Below are 18,096 nucleotides of genomic sequence, written 5' to 3' on the forward strand. Positions count from 1 at the left end.
TAAACAGAGGTAGACCCCATTTCTCCACTATAATAAAGATTGTTATCCTTGTAGATTATCAATAAAAAGTGGATTTATTTACTTATAATCAGTTAGCATTATCTTAATAAGTAACTTTTTTCAAAATAAAAAAGGTTATTGCTCTCCATCATGCAGTAAAAAAACACAATAAAATCGCCTTATTTAACGATGTGTTTATGGATTTTTTAGAGAGGATTCTTAGTGAAAAAAATGGACGCTCCGCTTGATATGGGTAATGGAGCAAAATTTAAAACAAACAAACACGGCTATGTCACGGTGGTTGATTATTACAACTGCCATACTGTTATTATTGCCTTTGATAACACAGGCAATGTGAGATCCATCAGTGCGGCAAAGCTACGAAGTGGCCTTGTCACTGATCGCTCCGTTCCTCCAGAATCAATGATGGTCGGAGAACAATTCGAATCAGCCAAACACGGATTACTGACAATTACACACGTAGAGTCGGATAATATCGTCGTTTTAACGACCGCCGATGGTGAAGAGCTTCGCATGCTGTTACCTGCGGTGCAAAAAATGAAAGATAAATTAGAGCAACTTAACGCAGCAAGAAATACAAAAAAATCACCAGCATCATTAAGTGATCTCACAAAAAGAAATAAAAAGACAAAAGAGATCAATAATATGTTTAACAAAATACTCAAAGACTACGCAAAATATTAGTTCTGCAGCCTGCTTATATTAATGGTGTTGATAGGATTCATCACCATTAATTAAATTCACTTACGTTATCCTTTCTTGCCCTCCTATTTTTAATAAAAGTTATTTCATCAAAATTATTAACGTTATTCATATCAATAAGCTCAAGAATAATAGACCTGCGTCACAATCTCATTTTTGGTTTGTGATTGAGATCTTATTTATAACGCTTTTATTCCATTATGATTCTCACACAAACTTCAAGCGATGCAATTTTGCATTTTGATTTATCCAACTGAGAATTAATATTATGAAAAAGATTTTAGTGGTATGTGGCAACGGTTTAGGTACTTCATTAATGATGGAAATGGCAGTAAAAGAAGTCGCAAAAAAAATCGGGTTTGAAGCCGAGATTGATCATGAAGACTTATCATCAACAGCGTCAAGCAACGCAGACATCTGGGTTGCAGCAACTGACATCGCCGTTCAATTAGAAGACGCTGGAAAACAAAATATTATTCGCTTGAAAAATATTTTTGATAAAGCATCAATCGAAGAACAATTAAAAGCATTCATGTAAGGTCTATTATTATGACAAACTTTTTTGAATTCATGCTCGGCTTGTTAAAAGAGCCAGCAATCATGGTAGGTCTTATTGCGTTTATTGGCCTAGTTGCACAAAAATCAGATCTTTCTACTATTTTAAAAGGCACCATTAAAACCGTAATGGGATTCTTAATCCTTGGCTTTGGTGCTGGCGCTCTTATTGGTGCATTGAATAACTTCTCGACGGTATTCACTGAAGCGTTTGGCGTAAGTGGTGTTATTCCAAATAACGAAGCGATTGTGGCATTAGCACAAGAAGCCTTTGGTTATGAAATGGCATTAATAATGTTCTTCGCTTTTATCGTTAATATTGTATTGGCTCGTATCACTCCTTTGAAATATATATTTCTGACGGGCCATCACACAATGTTCATGTCGATGCTTGTTGCAGTAATTTTATCAACAGCAGGGATTCAAGGAACGTTGTTAGTCGCGATTGGCTCATTAATTGTGGGCTCATTGATGGTTATCATGCCGGCGTTAGGCCAAAAGTACACAGAGAAAGTAATGGGCACTGACCAACTTGCTATTGGTCACTTTTCTACTTTGTCTTACATTGTGTCAGCTTACATTGGCAGCAAATTTGGTGACACATCAAAATCGACAGAAGACATTAACGTACCAAAAAGTCTAATGTTTTTACGCGATACACCGGTAGCCGTCGCAACAACTATGTTTGTGTTCTTCTTATTCGCATCAATTATTGCGGGTGGTGAATTTGTTGAAACCGTTTCTGATGGTCAAAACTGGGTTGTATTTACCTTTATGCAATCACTTACCTTTGCTGGTGGTGTGTACATTGTTCTGCAAGGTGTGAAAATGCTAATCGCTGAAATCGTCCCTGCTTTTAAAGGTATTTCAGATACATTAGTTCCTGGTGCTAAACCTGCACTGGATTGCCCAATGGTATTCCCTGTCGCTCCAAATGCCGTATTGATTGGTTTCTTATCTTCATTCTCTGCAGGTCTATTAATGATGGGTGTGCAAGGCATGATGGGTTGGACAATTATTGTTGCCGGCGTTGTCCCTCACTTCTTCGTGGGTGGTGCATCGGGTGTTTATGGTAATGCGACGGGGGGGTTACGTGGCGCTATATTAGGTGCATTTACTCAAGGTATCTGTATCTCTATCTTACCAATGTTGTTATTGCCAGTGCTTGGTGGTTTAGGATTAGAAGCAACAACGTTCTCTGATTTTGACTTTGGTGTTGTTGGGCTACTTCTTGGATGGGCTGTATCATGAGTTTATTTGATTTAATTGGTAACGACGGCATCGTTATTACCTCAGCTGAAAACCTAACGGTTGATGCGGCACTTGATTTAACCTGCTCTGCTTTATTAGCAAAAGGGAAAATCAAACAAAGTTATTTAGAGGCAATTAAACAAAAACACAAAGAGATTGGCGCGTATTATGTTTTGGCTCCTAAAATTGCCATGCCACATGCTCGTCCTGAAGACGGCGTAAATGAAGCGGCACTGCAAGTCACTGTGTTTAAGAATGGCGTGAATTTAGAATCTGAAGATAACGGGGATGTGTTCATTTCTATCACGTTAGCGGCAATGGATTCAGACAGTCATATTCATACAATTATGGCGTTATCTGAACTCTTCCAAAATGACGACGATATTGAAAAAATCATTAACTCTGATTCAATCAAAGAGATTGCTGAGATCATGAAGCAATACTAATGCTCTAGCTACGTTAAACGCCGTTGATCGATTTATCGCTCAGCGGCTTTTTTATTCCCCCTTCTATTTCATTTCTTTTGTACTAAAGGCCACAAAACCAATTATTATGTTTAGAAACTTACGCATTCTTGAGATAATAATTAAACCCTCAATTTTACGAGTACAACACCAATGCAATCAGCCTTAGACATTAGTTGGTCACTCATGGGTTTATTCAGCCTGACTCTCCTTATTCCATTCTCTATCAATCGTTTCTATCAGTTAAATCTCGCTAAAGATATCACCGTCAGTGTGCTTCGAATGGTGGCTCAACTTGTATTCATTGGTTTATATTTAGAATTTGTGTTTCAACTGGATAATCCCCTGTTAAATGTGGTTTGGATCATCGCGATGATCAGCATTGGCTCTAGCTCTATTGTGTCTAAAGCCAAGCTTCCAAAACGTCACATTTTTTTCCCTGTACTTATAGGGCTTCTTATCGGTTTATCACCTTTGCTGCTGCTATTGAGCGGGGTAATTATTCAGCCTACCCCATTTTACAGTGCTCAATATCTGATCCCTCTTGCAGGCATGCTATTGGGCAACAGTTTGAGTGGCAATATCGTGGCACTGCAAAACCTCTTCACTTCGTTTAAAGAACGAGAAAGTGAATATCACGCCGCGATTGCGCTAGGGGCATCCCCTCAATATGCGTCAATTCCGTTTGTTCGTGCTGCGATGCAAAAAGCGTTTGCACCAATAATGGCGTCAATGGCAACCACTGGGTTGGTTACATTACCCGGAATGATGACGGGGCAGATTTTAGGTGGCGTTAATCCAATGGTCGCCATTAAATATCAATTACTGATTTTAATGGCCATTTTTGTCATGCTGACTATTTCTGTCACCATCACTCTCCAACTCACCATTAAAAATAGCATTACAAAAGAAGGGAAAGTGTTGGTATCACTACCGACTGATTAATCGTTTTCTCTTATCATTGGGTTCTACGCTCATTTGCGTTGAACCCTCTCTGTTAGTTGGTATAACGCAAACAAAATAAACAACGTAACGGTAAGCTCCCAACCACGCAAAAATGTTCTTTCTAATCCATCGTTTATGCTCGTGATATAGAGTTGGATAGGCAGCATCGTCGCGAGTAATGCGTCGCCATGAATGTCACGTTTGATGCCCACTTCATTGACCATTGCTTTGGCAATCACATAGATAACCATCGCTAAAACAAGACCATAAAAACCAATAACGGATTGATGTTCAACTAAGACTATCGTGAATATTGCCGCTAAAGCACAGCCTCCTACTTGCGTTATAAACCGCAGTTTTACCGTCGCTAAAAATTTCTCACGCGTAAATTGAGAAGCCGCGGCAATAACCGGCACTAAACAAAACGTTGCCGAGATAAGATCAACGATCATTAAAAAACCAACCCCACTGCCAATGAGCGCCGTTGATACAAATCGATGTTGGTAAGTGACCTCATGCGGTTCAAAAACAGGTGGTTTGCCACTGCTAACGATAGGAAATAAAGACACAATTGTCTTTGCGACAATTATCGTGATCGCCATAGAAATAAAGATTTCATGAATTCGTGTCGGCATTGAGGCATCAGTGTGCATTGAAAAGATAACTACCAATATCCAGTTGAAAGTAGGCATTAACATCGCCCCTAACTTGGGTGGCGTGTTTGCTCTTTTTCTCATGTAATCAAAGAACAATAAACTGATCGTCCAAATGATAAATGGGTGACTCGAAAAAACCTCGCAAACCACCAATGCTAACGAGGCTGCACACAGAACCGGAGCAAACATCTTTACCAGTCCTTTAAATGAATAATCCTTCCCTTTTGTCATGACGATAACAGGGTATAACGCCAAATAAACAGGCGAATTTAACCCCATCAACTTACCGGCCAGCATACAAATCGTAACAGTTAACGTGATTCGCAGTGTTTCATTAAGTTTGCTGTCATTCATTACACAACCCGCCTATTAGTAAACGTATCGGAACAATGAAACAAAATGCATCCACGCTATCCCTACCGCATCAATGATAGGATTTCCATTAGCAACCATTACTGTTGCTCTTGACCCACTGATCAGATCGTTATTCATGTTATCGACTGCAATTCGAGTTCTTATTTTTTGTTGGTTTCGGATCCAACGATCGTCATTTTCTACACTTGCTAACTGATTTGTTGGGTTGTATATATCAAAAATCGCACTGTCTTTACTTATGATTTTTCCGTCGAAAACATGACCGGGTAATGCATCAAAAACGACATAAGTTGCGTTACCCTTTTTTAAATGACTGACACCTTTTTCATTAAAATCCGCACTTACCCACTCCGCCTTATCATTCACAACAAATAATGATGGTGTACCCATATTAATGTAGCTGCCTTTTTGCAACTGCAAGTTTGTCACTACGCCATCAATAGTTGATCTAATCTCAGTATTACTTAGATCTAAACGTGCAGAAGACACATTATCACGAGCAATTTTCATCGCAGCATTATCGCCATGATTAAGCTCAATGTTAATCTGCTCAATATTACTCTTTGCTATCTCAATATTATTAATCGCTAAATCAAGCGCGACTTTGGCATCATCAATGGCTTTCTTATTGGTTAACCCTTTTTTATCTAGCGTAAGATAACGATGGTAATCTTTTTTCGCATCAATCAATTCTAACTGTCTTTGCACAAGAGTCAGCTTAGATGACACTAATAATTGCTCTTTTGAATGATTCGATTCAAGGGCTTGTTGTAATTGAGATTCTGCTTTTTCAACGGCGAGTTGATATTTTGTTTTATCAATCGAAAATAAGAGTGAGCCTGCGCGAATATGATCTCCATTTGTAATGTATACCGCCGCAATTTTTCCTGATACTTCCGGTGCTATATTCGCAATCGGTTTATGAACGGTGGCTTGTGTCGTAAAAGGGGATACATTATCCGATAAGATTAAGAATGCAGAAAAGCCTACCGTTATCGCTAGCACTGAATTAATCGCGTATTTGTACACATTGCCTTTCATTGTTTTTTGTCTCTTTTGTCATCTTATTTTATGCGCTGATATTATCAATTATGGTGCTAGGAACAATAACAAGAACTGCAATTAACACTTCCATTTATGGAATTATTATTAAGGAAAGCGCATTAAATAACCATAATTATGAGATTTATTTTCTGTCACGCCCAAAAACAAAAACACAAAAAACGATCTAAGTACGATAAGATAATAATAAAATAGATTAAGGAACCCGCTCAATGGAATATACAACACTCGGTAGCAGCAATGTGTCTGTTTCTCGCATCTGCCTTGGTAGCATGACTTGGGGACAACAAAATTCTCAAGAAGACGCGAATCAACAGATCGAATACGCGCTTAGCCAAGGAATCAACTTCATCGATACCGCTGAAATGTATGCGGTTCCGCCTTCTCCAGATACGTACGGAAAAACAGAAACCATCATTGGTCATTGGTTTGCTGCCAATCCAGAGCGCCGTAAAGAGGTTGTGCTGGCAACAAAAATTGCAGGCCCCGGTTTACCTTGGGTTCGCAATGCAGGGCCTATCACAGGTGAAGCTATTATTGCCGCTGTCGATGCGTCACTTGCGCGTTTACAAACCGATTATATCGATCTATACCAACTGCATTGGCCTAACCGTACCTCTCCCCATTTTGGTAAGCAGTTTCCGAATCAATTCAAATTCAGTGATTTTGATGCGAAGAAAGAAGAAGCGGGCATGCTTGAGATCCTCCAAGCTTTAGATGTATGCGTAAAAGCAGGTAAGATCCGTCACATCGGATTGTCTGACGACACGCCTTGGGGCATTAACACTTACCTTAAACTGAGTGCTAAATACGATTTGCCACGCATGGTGTCTATCCAAAACGAATTCAGCTTATTGCACGCAAAAGATTGGCCGTATTTGGTTGAGAATTGTCTTCACGAAAACGTCGCTTATCTGCCTTGGTCCCCATTAGCGGGTGGCATGTTAAGTGGCAAATATCTGGATGGTAAAATGCCAGAAGGAAGCCGTTGGACGTATTCACAACGTAACGGAATATTCCGTGATACTCCAGCAGCAAACGAAGCGGTCAAAGCTTATATTGAGGTTGCAAAAAAACACGGTTACACACCTTGTCAGCTTGCATTAGCATGGTGTGACCAAATTGATGGAGTGACTTCTACCATTATTGGTGCCACATCGCTAGAGCAATTAAAAGAAGACATTGACGCTTTTTCTAAACCATTAAATGAGGATGTATTAACCGACGTTAATGCCATCTTTAGAAAGTATCCAATGCCATTCTAGTTACGAACAACAAAAATGGCGCATCATTTTCATGATGCGCCATTTTGACGAGAACGTATTTAAACAATTAAGTAAGCAGTTACTTCGCTTCTAACGTTAATAATACACTGCTTGTGTCTTGTTCAATATCAAATCGACTGTCCAATAAGAACACACGAGACGCATCAATGTTAACGACGTCAACTAAGTATGCTTTCACCGCTTGTGCGCGTTGTTGAGCCAGTTGACCTAATTCGCCTTTCGCTACTTCTTGCTTATTAAGCGCCAAATTATACAACGCTATATGCCAGCGTTTCGCTAACTCTTCATCTGTTAACTCAACGCCTTTATTTTCCTGATCTTGTTCAATTTTATCTTCCACATCATCGGCATCTTTTCCTGATTCTTTTTCATACAGGGTCTTTAATGCATCGGATAAAACGCCGGATGTTGGCATTGTACTTGCGCTTAAATTCGCTGGTAATTTATCTTCTGTGATTTGAGCTGTCTCTGCCAGTTTTTCATTAAATTGTGCAAGAGCGAGCGCTTTACTGTCTTCAGGGGCATTCACTGCACCATCAACCGTCAATTTTAATTTAGGGCGCGTTTCTAATGCCGTACCGAGTGTTTGCAGCTTTTCTTGCTCTTCAGGCGTTAATGTATTCACACCAAAATCGAACGCAATCACATTCAATTCTTCATCCGATCCGGCTAAACCCGCAATAAACGTAAATGGCGCCGTTACTGCTTTTGTTATGATATTTGAAATCGTGCTCCAGATAACCGCACCTAAGCTAAACTCTGGATCATTCACATCACCAGATACCTCAACACCCAAATCAATCACACCATCATTATCTTGCAATAAAGCGATCGCTAGCTCTAATGGCAATGATGTTGCCGTATCACTGTCACTGGCTTGACCTAATTGAAGTTGATCAATAATGACATGATTAGAACCTTTTAATTGATTGTTTTCTAAGTGGTAATTAAGCGCTAACGTTAACTGACCTTTATCAATGTAATGCCCCGCATACGTGCCAGAATATGGATTAACCGTGGTTAACTCCACACTTTTAAAGACCACATCCAAATTCAAATACGGTTCTTTTAGTAATGGGTTAATTTCCCCTTTCACTTTTACAGGGGCGTATTTTTCAATGTTCCCGCTGATATCAACCGTTGCTTTGGTTCCTGGAACACTCGATACATGACCAATGTTGCCTTTAAGCTGTTCGATACCAGAGGAAAAATTAGGCGTTAATGAATTATCCGCAAAGAACGCCGAACCATTATTAAACGCAATCTTTCTTACGCTAAGTGCAAATGGTTTGTCTTTCTTTCCTTTTGACGATGATTTTGTTTTCGCTTTTTTAGATGTCGACGGTGTACGTATTAAATCACCGATGTTCGTACTTCGATCTTCATTAATCACAACACGGGCATAAGGTTGGCTTAAACTTAACGTATCGATAGCCAATTTTGATTTTTGTAAGTCAAACGTAAACGTATTAACCGCCAATGAACGCCACTTCAAAAAAGGTTTGCGACGGTGATTATCTCGGATAGACAATCGTTTTATTTGAATGCCTCCTTTTACGATCGCTTTGCCTGTCGCATCTGCATTCAGTTTAGCTTGAGTGTTTAGCTCACCGTTGGTTAACGTGGCATTGACTGCCGTTGCCAAATAAGGCTGAAATTGAGCTAAGTTTAATGCACTAACATCAATATCTGCCAACACAGATTGCAGTTTAGGATCTGCGGTTCCAGAGACATTAATCTCCCCCTTTCCATTCACAGAAGTAGATAAATCAAACCCTATCGGCTTAGATAAATCACTCACAATTTGGCTTGTGGCCAGGTTGATAGGTGACAACTGCCATTTCGTTGGCTTTCCTGTCACCACACTTTCTTCTGCGTTTAATTGGTAATTTTTAATCTCAATACCATTGAGCGTCACCAACCAAGGCGTTGGTTTCTCTTTCGACTCCGCCGTTACACCGTCGTTGTCACTATTGACTACAGCACTCTCTTTAGGCGATTTAACCTCTGTTTTTTCTGGCGATTTAGTTGATTCTTGAGAGAATGATTTTGGTGTAAATAAGTGAACTAAATCGACGCCTTTCTTATTTACGTTTACGGCAACATTAAGATCGTTTGAAGTAATAGAGGCAATATCAATCGTCTGTTGGTTTACATCCGTTTTAATGTCATTGACTGAAAAGACTGGCAATGACAGAATCGATTTATCATCAGCATCAAAATTAAGATCATTAAGTGAGAACATCCCGCGGTCTGTCGTGATGGCCATTACATCGTCATTCTCGGTTTCACCGATGGTTTGAACTACATGATAATTTGACGCCAAACTCACCTTACCCGACGTCAATTTTGCCACCATGTCTTTAGCGATAAATCCCCATAAGCGTGGCAATTGAATCTGTTTAATATCAAGATTCCCCACCACTTCTAATGGTGTTAATTGAACTTGGCCTTGCACATCAACGGTTCCTGAATCAGCGTCCATCATATGAAGTTGATAATGGTTTGTAGGCACAGCATCCGTTAGCAAGCCTTGCGTTGAAAAAGCCCCTACTTCCAGATTAATGCTTGGGTATTCTAACTTCGCACCAGAAACACCATCCAAAAATTGGACATTAGCCTGAGTAATACGAGTGTGTTTTATTAGAACAGGAAACAACAGCGCATGACGATCAATAACCTCATCGGTTGGCTCTTCAACGATAGGATCTGATGCCGTTTTTTTCGCTATAGTGGTTAGAATATCGCTGAAGTTAAACACAAGCTCATCAGGGTTATTGAGTCGTTCAATATCCACAAATGGTTTATTAATGGTGATGTGCTCAACAAAGATGGCCGCATTGAAAACAGATTGCCAAAAATTAAGACGAACGCTGGCGTGTTCTAGACTAATAAAAGGCGTTGTATCTTCAAGAATCGCAAAGCCTTGAACAGCCAGTTGTAGAGTAAAAGGGTTAAACGTAATGTCAGTGAGCGTAACTGGACGCTCTATTAATGCGGAAAGTTGTTCTGGGATTTGTTGCTTTGCAATATAAGGAACAAGCAAACCTAACATCGCGGCATAGAATAAATACGCAGTAAGAAAATAAGTGCTCCAACGGACAGCACCATGCAAAGAGCGAAATTTATCAACCGCTAATTTAAATTTGTTCGACATTATGACTAACTACTCCCACGTCTATTATCGAAAATAATCTGAATACGGATTATTTCTTACATAAGCGATCACTAACTAAATTCTGTAATTCTTGCTTTTGCCAAAAGTGACAAGAAACAAATTTTAAAAATTTTATCGTTAGTATTTTACGTTGTCCACCACTCTCACTGCATTCACTCTTAAAATCCAACTATATTTACTTTGGAACAAGAATCACAACGATTTATGTGCAAATTATGAGCACTTTCTTCTCACTAGAATCAAAAAGTAAACCGTGTCATAGTCATTCCATAATCAAAAACTAAAAACGTTGCTAGGATCATTCATGAATAAAACACACCTGATTAGCTCACTAATACTAGGGCTTTGCTCTGCCTCTGCTTTTGCAAGCGTCTCTCCACTCTCTTCATCACAGTGCCAAGCCATGATAAGTAACAATGTCATGGCACCAAAAGCCCCAGTGCAATGTGACCGTTTACGCAATGTGACCTTCACTCATTATAATTTTGAAGGAAAAACAGCAACAGGAAAAGTGGTGGTGCTTGATGCCGTGGCCCCTTATGTTGATCGCATTTTTAACGAGTTATATAAGAAAGGCTTTCCTATTGCTCAAGCACAACCCATTGAGCAATTTGGCGGTGATGATAATAAATCAATGGATGCAAACAACACATCAGCTTTTAACTATCGCCCTATTGCTGGCAAGTCTTCTCTTTCATTGCATGCTTATGGCGTTGCCGTTGACATCAACCCATTACAAAACCCATTTGTGGAATTTACCTCTTGGGGCACCGCAACATTCAAACCACTAAAAGGCCATGAATATGCGAATCGAATGCTGAATCGTTTGGGCAAAAAAGAACAACGTGGATTAGCAGAATCGGCCATTGCCACTTTCACCAATAATGGCTTTGTGTACTGGGGCGGATATTGGGATACTCCGATTGATTTTCAGCATTTTCAGACCAGTCGTGACATGGCTTATCTCATGACCGACATGCCAGAAAAAGACGCATCCACATTCTTCAAAAACTACGTAGGTTGGGTAAGTTCATGCCAACAAAATTATGGCTCAGAACAGATGGATACTTTCTTAGATTACAGCGCGTATTTAAAAACTGAATTGAACACAACCAGTTCTTTAAATCGTCTCTATAAAGCGAACCCTAATGCCGTAATGCAAGCAATAAATAAGACAGCAAAAGCCTCTCAGGCTCGCTGCTTTGGTTAATGGTAAAGCCATAAAGAGAGATCAAAGATTACTTTTTATTTACTGCGTTAGATTTATATTCCTTTGGTGATACCCCAAACCATTGTTTGAAGTTACGCGAGAAAATAGACACTTCCGCGTAACCCAAACTCAACGCTAATTCAGTGATGGAGCAGCTTGGATCACACAGCTGCTCAATAGCGATTTCTTTCCGTATTGATTGCAATATTCCTCCGTAAGTTAATGATTCAGATTTGAGCTGATTTTGTAAACTTCTCGGATGAATATTTAATGCATTAGCGACTAATTCAAGCGAACATTCTGACGAAGACAGCAAGCTTTTGATCACCATACTCACTTGATATCTAAGATCTGATGGGTAGTGTTTTTTTAATTCTTGGATATTTTTTTGAAGACATTCACGTATTTGATATTGTTCAAAATGAGGCGATTTATCTAGCCATTCAGAAGAAAAAGTGACCGCGTCATGCACCGCAGAAAACTGAATGCCCTCCTTAAAATGCCCTAACATGTTCTCATGTTGAATCTCGGGTTTAATCTGCTTTAAAGATAAATAGAAATTTGATTCATGATTCCCCGTTAAATAACGTAAATTATTATAAATTAACCCTACACTTAATTGGGTAAGTTGATTATTCCCTCTTATTCCATCAAAAGAAAAATCAATAATAACCGTGGCTTTAAGACCGGATCTTATTGTATTTATATTAATTCCATCCGCATGAAGATAGAGGTACTTTGTAATATGAACAATGGCATCAAAAATAGTTAATTGCTGAGTCGCCGTTAACCCAAGATCACCAATCGTTAAATTACTTTGCGCTTCAGATAACAACAAACCAAATAAAGGTTCATCACAATGTGACGCGGTGATTTCTAATAATTCTGACACTTTTGAATAAGAGAGATACATATTTGGATCTCGTAATAACGCAGTACTTAATCCCACTTCTGACATGATATGAATAGGGTTTCTACCGAGGCGCTGTACTAATTTTTCATAGCCATCTAAAGCACCACTTCGAACTAAAAACATACACCTTCCCTCGTTAGTTTCGTATTTCATCAAAAATGCTTCGTAAAAAGTCAAACTTACTTTGTTACATATCAATAACATTATTGAACGAAAAGTAAAGACCAACACCAAATAAGTGATAGCTAAATAAGAACGTATATAAACACTAAGGAAAAATACATGAATCATTTTTCGTCAGCATTTATAACCGGAGCAGGAGGCTTTATCGGTCGACATTTAGTTGAGCGATTGCTTAAAAATAACGTCACTATCACGGCCCTAATGATGGAAGGTGAAGCCATACCAAGCCTATGGAATAACAAGGTCAATATTGTTACCGGTGACGTAAGACACTTATTACGCATGAAAAACAACCTACAACCTTGTGATGTTATTTTCCATTTAGCCGCTGTTGTCGGTGATTGGGGAGCACAGCAAGATCACATTGACGTAACGGTAAATGGTACAGAACAAGCCATTGAATTAGCCTTATTATGGCAATCTCACTTTATCGTCACAACGAGCGTTTGTGCCTATGCTAGCCAATTAGCGAAAGGCAAACTCGATGAACAAAGTCTGCTTGGCACCCCAAGTTCTCCTTATGAATTCTGTAAGCAGAACAAGAACGAGTGACTAAAAACGGGGTTAAAAAAGGATTAAAAGCCTCCATCATTCGTCCTGCCAATGTCTTTGGAGTGGGAAGCGGCCCTTGGGTAAATACGTTATTGGATATGATGCGTAACAACAAACCTTGCATGATAGGCTCTGGAGAATGGGATGCTGGGTTAGTTCATGTTAACAATCTCATTTCTATTCTTATTGCCGTCGCGAATTCAACACATACCAACGGTGATATTTATCTTGCGGCAGATGGCTTTGGAGTTACATGGAAAGAATACATGACTCGTCTTGCACTCGTTGCTGATGTGCCACCACCCAAAAATATTCCACTGCCCTTAGCTCGAATTCTTGCCCCTACCTTAGAATTTATCGGTCATATTACTCAACAGAAAACGCGCCCTTTAATAACTCGTCAATCTTTTCGTTTAATGGGAGGAGCCAATGAGTTTTCAATAAAAAAAGCACAAAAAGAACTCGATTACTCTCCATTCATTACTTTTGATCAGGCAATGAATGAATTAAAAGCCCATTTTTCAAAACAGAAATAGATAGATAACACACATACAATTTATTTATCACTCATTTAATATTCGGTCATTTTAGTCAATAATTAAATGTCATTTAGGAAATAACATGAATTCTATTATAAAGAAAATAGGGAAATCAAAAGGAATCGTATTCCCACCTCAAATCTTAGATCAAATAGGTCTTGATTTGGATGACAAAATAGACATTGAAATTATTGATAACTATTTAGTGATAAAACCAATATACCCTCTTCGAGAATCAGAGCAAGATCGTAATAATTTAAACGAAATGTTTACAATGCAACGAGATTCTATTTTTAGAGAAGAACGTTTATATCAATTAGAGCAATACATACTCGCAAATAATAAAGAAGAATTTATCTATAAGAATAAATACAGTGATTCCTATTTATACGCTTGGCAAGAAAGAGTGTACCCGTTTCTCCATGACATTGATGATGCCACTATTGAATTTCATCATCAATTTTATACTCCCTGTTTCTATGTATCCAAAGAACAAGTGGACTTTTTAATTCAATATTTTGATGAAGTCGATTTGAACGATCAACGAATCCCCTCACTGCACCACTTAGAGCATCAGTTTATTAAAATAGACAAACTTGGATGGACCAAAATGAAATTGGTTAAAGCTTGCCGATACCTTTATCTCAATGGCATGTTTGACGATCATTTTTGGGGACAACTTTTAATTGATTGCCCTCCATCAGAAGCAAGAAGCATCACAAAACAATTCAACCGCAATGAACGTTAATCATAAAGTAACCACCTCCCTGAAAATACGATACAAAGTATGAATTCGTTATTACGCATTCATCTGCGTATTTTTACAAATAAACGATTAGAAGGAATTTATCATGTCTACAGAAAATATTTCACCCGTTGTCACCGATAATCTTGAATGGCTGCCTCTTCTTTTACCGGGCAGTGATGGTATTTATGTCAAAGTTCTGCGAGTGGAAGAAAACATTGGACGCGTCGTTGCCAAAGTTAAGTTTTCCCAAAACAGCTCTGCCCCTCGTCACTATCATTTTTGCCAAGCCGTGGCTTATACCATTTCTGGATCTTGGGAATACGATGAAGGCAAATTTAATGTCGGTGATGTCGCCGTTGAACCTGTAGGCAATTTACATCAAGCCACATCGACAGAGGGCACTGAGATGCTATTGGTGTTTGATACGGATAGCATTCATGGTCACCTACTCGACAATTGTTATCCTGATGGCTCGGTCATACGCATTGGAGTCTCTCTATTTAAGCAATTAGAAGGAAAAAGCATGGCTGATATTGCCACCTTTGATCCTACGCCTTATATCGAATTTTTTTCCTCATATTCAGCCGCAGAAGACTCGCATTAAATCCTCAATTTAAGGTAGGTAAACGTGAATAATAAACCTTGGATATGCATTACCGGAAGTGCCAGTGGTCTTGGTCGATACCTCACTGGAAAATTATTGAATCAAGGGCATCAAATAATAGCGACCGACATTAATAAAGAAGCATTACAAACAGCCAGTAAAGAAGATAACTGGATAAGCCATAATCTTATTTTAGAAACATTAGACATAACGGTACTTGCAGAGTGGGAGCAACTGTTAGAAAGGCATGCGCCTAACGAAAACAGACAAGGAAACAAAGTTTTCTCACACCTCTTAAATATTGCTGGCTTTATCCAACCGGGGGACGCATTTGAAAACACCGTAACGCAGTTTAAAAGGCACCTCGATATCAACGTCATGGGCATGATTAATGGTTGCAGCGTTTTTCTGCCTCATTTCACAAAGCATCAACAAGGCCATATTATTAATATCGCTTCGTTTGCAGGGATATTACCGGTCCCCGGCGTCGTCGCTTATAGCACCTCAAAAGCCGCCGCTCGTAGCTTCAGTAATGGACTGGCTATGGATTTATATTTTACTAACTCCCCCATTAATGTGTCTTGCGTGTGCCCTGATTTAATCGCAACACCAATGATGGATAAGCAAGTGGGTTACGGTAAGCACTCTCGATTTGTATTCTCTGGAGACAAACCATTAACGGTTGAAGAGGTCGGTGATACTATTTTAACGACCGTCTGGCAGAAAAAACCAATTGAAGTCGCGTTACCACGTAAGAGAGAAATACAAGTTCGCTTACTTTCTCTTTTTCCAAACTTAATGCTACCTGTTTATAAATATTTAGCGAAAAAAGGAGAAAAGAAATTGGCTCGTTTGCAATAAAAAACATCAATAATGGCCACATAATGTGGCCATTATTGATTGATTATTTACATTGTATATTTTTCAAACGTCTCTTACTTTTTACTCTATTCATTCGCCGGATAAGGGTCATCAACTAACCGAATTTTATATTCATCATTGTCTTTATTTTTTGTTACGTAAACAAAAAACGTTTTAACCAAACCAGAGTCGCCTGGAATCCATCGATTATCTTCTAATATAAAATCCTTGCTTCCTAATACTCCTTTATCCCAAGACGATATTTGTACCGTTGCGGTTTCTCCTTCTGTATGTTTGTAATTAGAAAAATAAACGACATAAAGACCTGTTTGAATTATATTTGGATCACATGAAACGAGATAACGCTCAGGCCCATACCCTGTTGTATTATTTGTATCAAGATAACCAGATTCACCAATAGGGTATTCAAAATTAACAAGATCCCAAGGACCTAGAGGAAGCGGTTCTAGGATCGATAAATCCACATCCCCTAATCCACTCCATATTAACGTTGCTGTAAATAATCCAGTAGAAGCCTCCACTGACGGTGGCTCTAATGAATTCAATCCATCATCAATGTAATCCTTAACAGTCGTTGAAATCTGTAAATTTGGATTCATGTATATCTCTAACAATCCATGCCCTAAAAAGTCTTTTTCACCATTAAGCCCTGCGGGACGAAATAAATACGAGGGAATTAGCTCTGTAATATCGGGAACAGTACCAACAATGCGAAGACCATTGATCACTAAATCTAGATCGGCCAGCACATACTCCCCTCTCAAAGTAGGAGATGCAGGTGCGATATGAACAACCTTTACCGCTTCCTCTCGCGTATTTTGAGTTAAAGCATAGTCATACGCCACATTGACAAACAAATTACCTTGAGAGTGTGCGACAAAAAGCAGTTTTTTACCCTCGGTAATCCATGTGTCAATTCGCGTTTGTTGTTCTGAATAATTTTCTAATGTAGGAGGGTTTTCCATAAATTTTGTTAGAATTTCAACAGCTGCCGCTTGAGCAAAATCAGTCAGTTCATCTCTAAGCTCAATCGCTGATGGAACGGTCGCAATAATGATGTTCCACCAATCACCACCACCATGAAGTGACTCAAAAAATAATTCATATCGCTCAGCTAAAAGCCCTTCTTGCTCTCGTAATCTTTGCTCAAATGTTTCTACAAAATCTTCAAATCCATTGGAGTAATTATATACAAGTTCATATTTAATAGGCTCGCCATCTTCGCTCTCTTCACCATGAATTTGCTTAAAATATCCAAGAGCTTGTTGAGCTTGGTCACTTGTCGTTAACACACCATTAAAAAAAACAAATACAACACCTTGAGCTTCACACTTTTTTATACTTATTCCTGCTTGAACAAAATTAAATGGATAAGTTAAAAGTACAAAAATAAGAAGTAAACGATTCATATTATTCATCACAAGCACCGTCGGGCAAACTAATTACCATTCCGTCAGAGGCTTTATCAACAGCTAAAGAAGTTAATAATCTTTTTTTTGTATTTTTAGTCATCGCTTCAATTTCATCAAACATAATACTAGGGTTATTCCTAGTCGCTCCTCCAAAATCAGTGAAATGAATAAATGTGCAATTAATGGCTTCTCCTATTGCAACATGAGCTCTTCGTATCGCATCTTTATCCGCAATATCAACAACCATACCCATTTGTATTGCCTTAGCTGTTTGCATTGCTGCCGTACGTTGCTTCGGTTCTTGGTAAGTAATTTCAATGTACTTTTCTATGTCATCCCTAATGCCATTATTATTAATATCTGGCCCTGCAATGTCATCGCTTCGATCTAACGTTGGTAGTTCACCCGTCACTTCTAATCCTGCAATTCTATCTTTAGGAGAGAGTTCATCATCACTGTCATTGCAACCAACAAGAGCAAGAGATAGAAGAATAAGTACTGTGATTTTGTTCATTTTATTTATCCGTTAATAAGGCTGAATAAATAATGGTCTCATAG

At 38.8% G+C, this 18,096-nt stretch carries 18 protein-coding genes; 12 read left to right on the forward strand and 6 right to left on the reverse strand.

The features are described 5' to 3' along the window. The first annotated feature begins 231 nt into the window (after window positions 1-231). From A6E04_RS01735 to A6E04_RS01755, 5 genes are all read left to right on the forward strand, one after another. Window positions 232-705, forward strand: coding sequence for a hypothetical protein (locus A6E04_RS01735; protein WP_023602980.1), 474 nt, complete (start codon window positions 232-234; stop codon window positions 703-705). Between the two features lie 286 nt (window positions 706-991). Then, a complete protein-coding gene (locus A6E04_RS01740) occupies window positions 992-1,261 on the forward strand; it encodes a PTS sugar transporter subunit IIB (RefSeq protein ID WP_065609573.1) in 270 nt (89 codons plus the stop codon). 11 nt (window positions 1,262-1,272) lie between these two features. Further along, a complete protein-coding gene (locus A6E04_RS01745; protein WP_017021911.1) occupies window positions 1,273-2,529 on the forward strand; it encodes a PTS ascorbate transporter subunit IIC in 1,257 nt (418 codons plus the stop codon). Next, window positions 2,526-2,975, forward strand: coding sequence for a PTS sugar transporter subunit IIA (locus A6E04_RS01750; RefSeq protein WP_065609575.1), 450 nt, complete (start codon window positions 2,526-2,528; stop codon window positions 2,973-2,975). Before A6E04_RS01745 ends, A6E04_RS01750 begins: the two co-directional genes overlap by 4 nt. Before the next feature lie 171 nt (window positions 2,976-3,146). Continuing rightward, complete coding sequence (locus A6E04_RS01755) at window positions 3,147-3,938, forward strand: ABC transporter permease (RefSeq protein WP_017021913.1); 792 nt, start codon at window positions 3,147-3,149, stop codon at window positions 3,936-3,938. A gap of 29 nt (window positions 3,939-3,967) precedes the next feature. On the opposite strand, the gene A6E04_RS01760 is transcribed toward A6E04_RS01755, so the two are convergent. Together A6E04_RS01760 and A6E04_RS01765 are read right to left on the reverse strand one after the other, a co-directional pair. Then, window positions 3,968-4,948: a DUF2955 domain-containing protein gene (locus A6E04_RS01760; RefSeq protein ID WP_065609577.1), complete on the reverse strand. Its 981-nt coding sequence runs from the start codon at window positions 4,946-4,948 to the stop codon at window positions 3,968-3,970. Between the two features lie 15 nt (window positions 4,949-4,963). Further along, a complete protein-coding gene (locus A6E04_RS01765) occupies window positions 4,964-6,010 on the reverse strand; it encodes an HlyD family secretion protein (protein WP_065609579.1) in 1,047 nt (348 codons plus the stop codon). A gap of 233 nt (window positions 6,011-6,243) precedes the next feature. Between A6E04_RS01765 and A6E04_RS01770 the strand changes: the two genes are divergently transcribed. Beyond that, a complete protein-coding gene (locus tag A6E04_RS01770; protein WP_065609581.1) occupies window positions 6,244-7,296 on the forward strand; it encodes an aldo/keto reductase in 1,053 nt (350 codons plus the stop codon). A gap of 79 nt (window positions 7,297-7,375) precedes the next feature. Here A6E04_RS01770 and A6E04_RS01775 read toward each other — a convergent pair whose 3' ends face one another. Then, window positions 7,376-10,474 (reverse strand): DUF748 domain-containing protein, encoded by a 3,099-nt coding sequence (locus A6E04_RS01775; RefSeq protein WP_065609583.1) that lies wholly within the window; start codon window positions 10,472-10,474, stop codon window positions 7,376-7,378. A 325-nt stretch (window positions 10,475-10,799) separates the two neighbouring features. On the opposite strand from A6E04_RS01775, the gene A6E04_RS01780 reads away from it, so the two are divergent. Next, window positions 10,800-11,705 (forward strand): M15 family metallopeptidase, encoded by a 906-nt coding sequence (locus A6E04_RS01780; protein ID WP_017021918.1) that lies wholly within the window; start codon window positions 10,800-10,802, stop codon window positions 11,703-11,705. Between the two features lie 28 nt (window positions 11,706-11,733). Here the strand turns inward: A6E04_RS01780 and A6E04_RS01785 are convergent, their stop codons facing one another. Continuing rightward, window positions 11,734-12,741 (reverse strand): helix-turn-helix transcriptional regulator, encoded by a 1,008-nt coding sequence (locus A6E04_RS01785; protein WP_017021919.1) that lies wholly within the window; start codon window positions 12,739-12,741, stop codon window positions 11,734-11,736. A gap of 159 nt (window positions 12,742-12,900) precedes the next feature. Here A6E04_RS01785 and A6E04_RS21455 point away from each other — a divergent pair, with 159 nt between their 5' ends. The 5 genes from A6E04_RS21455 (at window position 12,901) to A6E04_RS01805 (ending at window position 16,105) form a co-directional block, all read left to right on the forward strand. Further along, window positions 12,901-13,353, forward strand: a complete 453-nt coding sequence (locus tag A6E04_RS21455; RefSeq protein WP_244886236.1) for an NAD-dependent epimerase/dehydratase family protein — start codon at window positions 12,901-12,903, stop codon at window positions 13,351-13,353. Then, the gene (locus A6E04_RS21460) at window positions 13,350-13,889 is read left to right on the forward strand and encodes an NAD-dependent epimerase/dehydratase family protein (protein WP_244886237.1); all 540 of its coding nucleotides are present in this window, start codon (window positions 13,350-13,352) and stop codon (window positions 13,887-13,889) included. Before A6E04_RS21455 ends, A6E04_RS21460 begins: the two co-directional genes overlap by 4 nt. A gap of 85 nt (window positions 13,890-13,974) precedes the next feature. Further along, window positions 13,975-14,640 (forward strand): AbrB/MazE/SpoVT family DNA-binding domain-containing protein, encoded by a 666-nt coding sequence (locus A6E04_RS01795; RefSeq protein ID WP_017021921.1) that lies wholly within the window; start codon window positions 13,975-13,977, stop codon window positions 14,638-14,640. Between the two features lie 103 nt (window positions 14,641-14,743). Next, on the forward strand, window positions 14,744-15,244 hold the full coding sequence (locus tag A6E04_RS01800) for a cupin domain-containing protein (protein ID WP_065609585.1): 501 nt from the start codon (window positions 14,744-14,746) through the stop codon (window positions 15,242-15,244). Window positions 15,245-15,268: 24 nt separating this feature from the next. Then, entirely contained in the window at window positions 15,269-16,105 is an 837-nt protein-coding gene (locus tag A6E04_RS01805; protein WP_017021922.1) for an SDR family NAD(P)-dependent oxidoreductase, read from the forward strand. 86 nt (window positions 16,106-16,191) lie between these two features. On the opposite strand, the gene A6E04_RS01810 is transcribed toward A6E04_RS01805, so the two are convergent. Both A6E04_RS01810 and A6E04_RS01815 read right to left on the reverse strand, forming a co-directional pair. Beyond that, window positions 16,192-17,544 carry a hypothetical protein gene (locus A6E04_RS01810; RefSeq protein ID WP_065609587.1) on the reverse strand — a complete coding sequence of 451 codons (1,353 nt, stop codon included), beginning with the start codon at window positions 17,542-17,544 and terminating at the stop codon, window positions 16,192-16,194. Continuing rightward, window positions 17,537-18,052 carry a hypothetical protein gene (locus tag A6E04_RS01815; RefSeq protein ID WP_065609589.1) on the reverse strand — a complete coding sequence of 172 codons (516 nt, stop codon included), beginning with the start codon at window positions 18,050-18,052 and terminating at the stop codon, window positions 17,537-17,539. Before A6E04_RS01815 ends, A6E04_RS01810 begins: the two co-directional genes overlap by 8 nt. Window positions 18,053-18,096 lie beyond the last annotated feature (44 nt).

Source organism: Aliivibrio logei (assembly GCF_001691055.1).
Lineage (GTDB): Bacteria > Pseudomonadota > Gammaproteobacteria > Enterobacterales > Vibrionaceae > Aliivibrio > Aliivibrio salmonicida.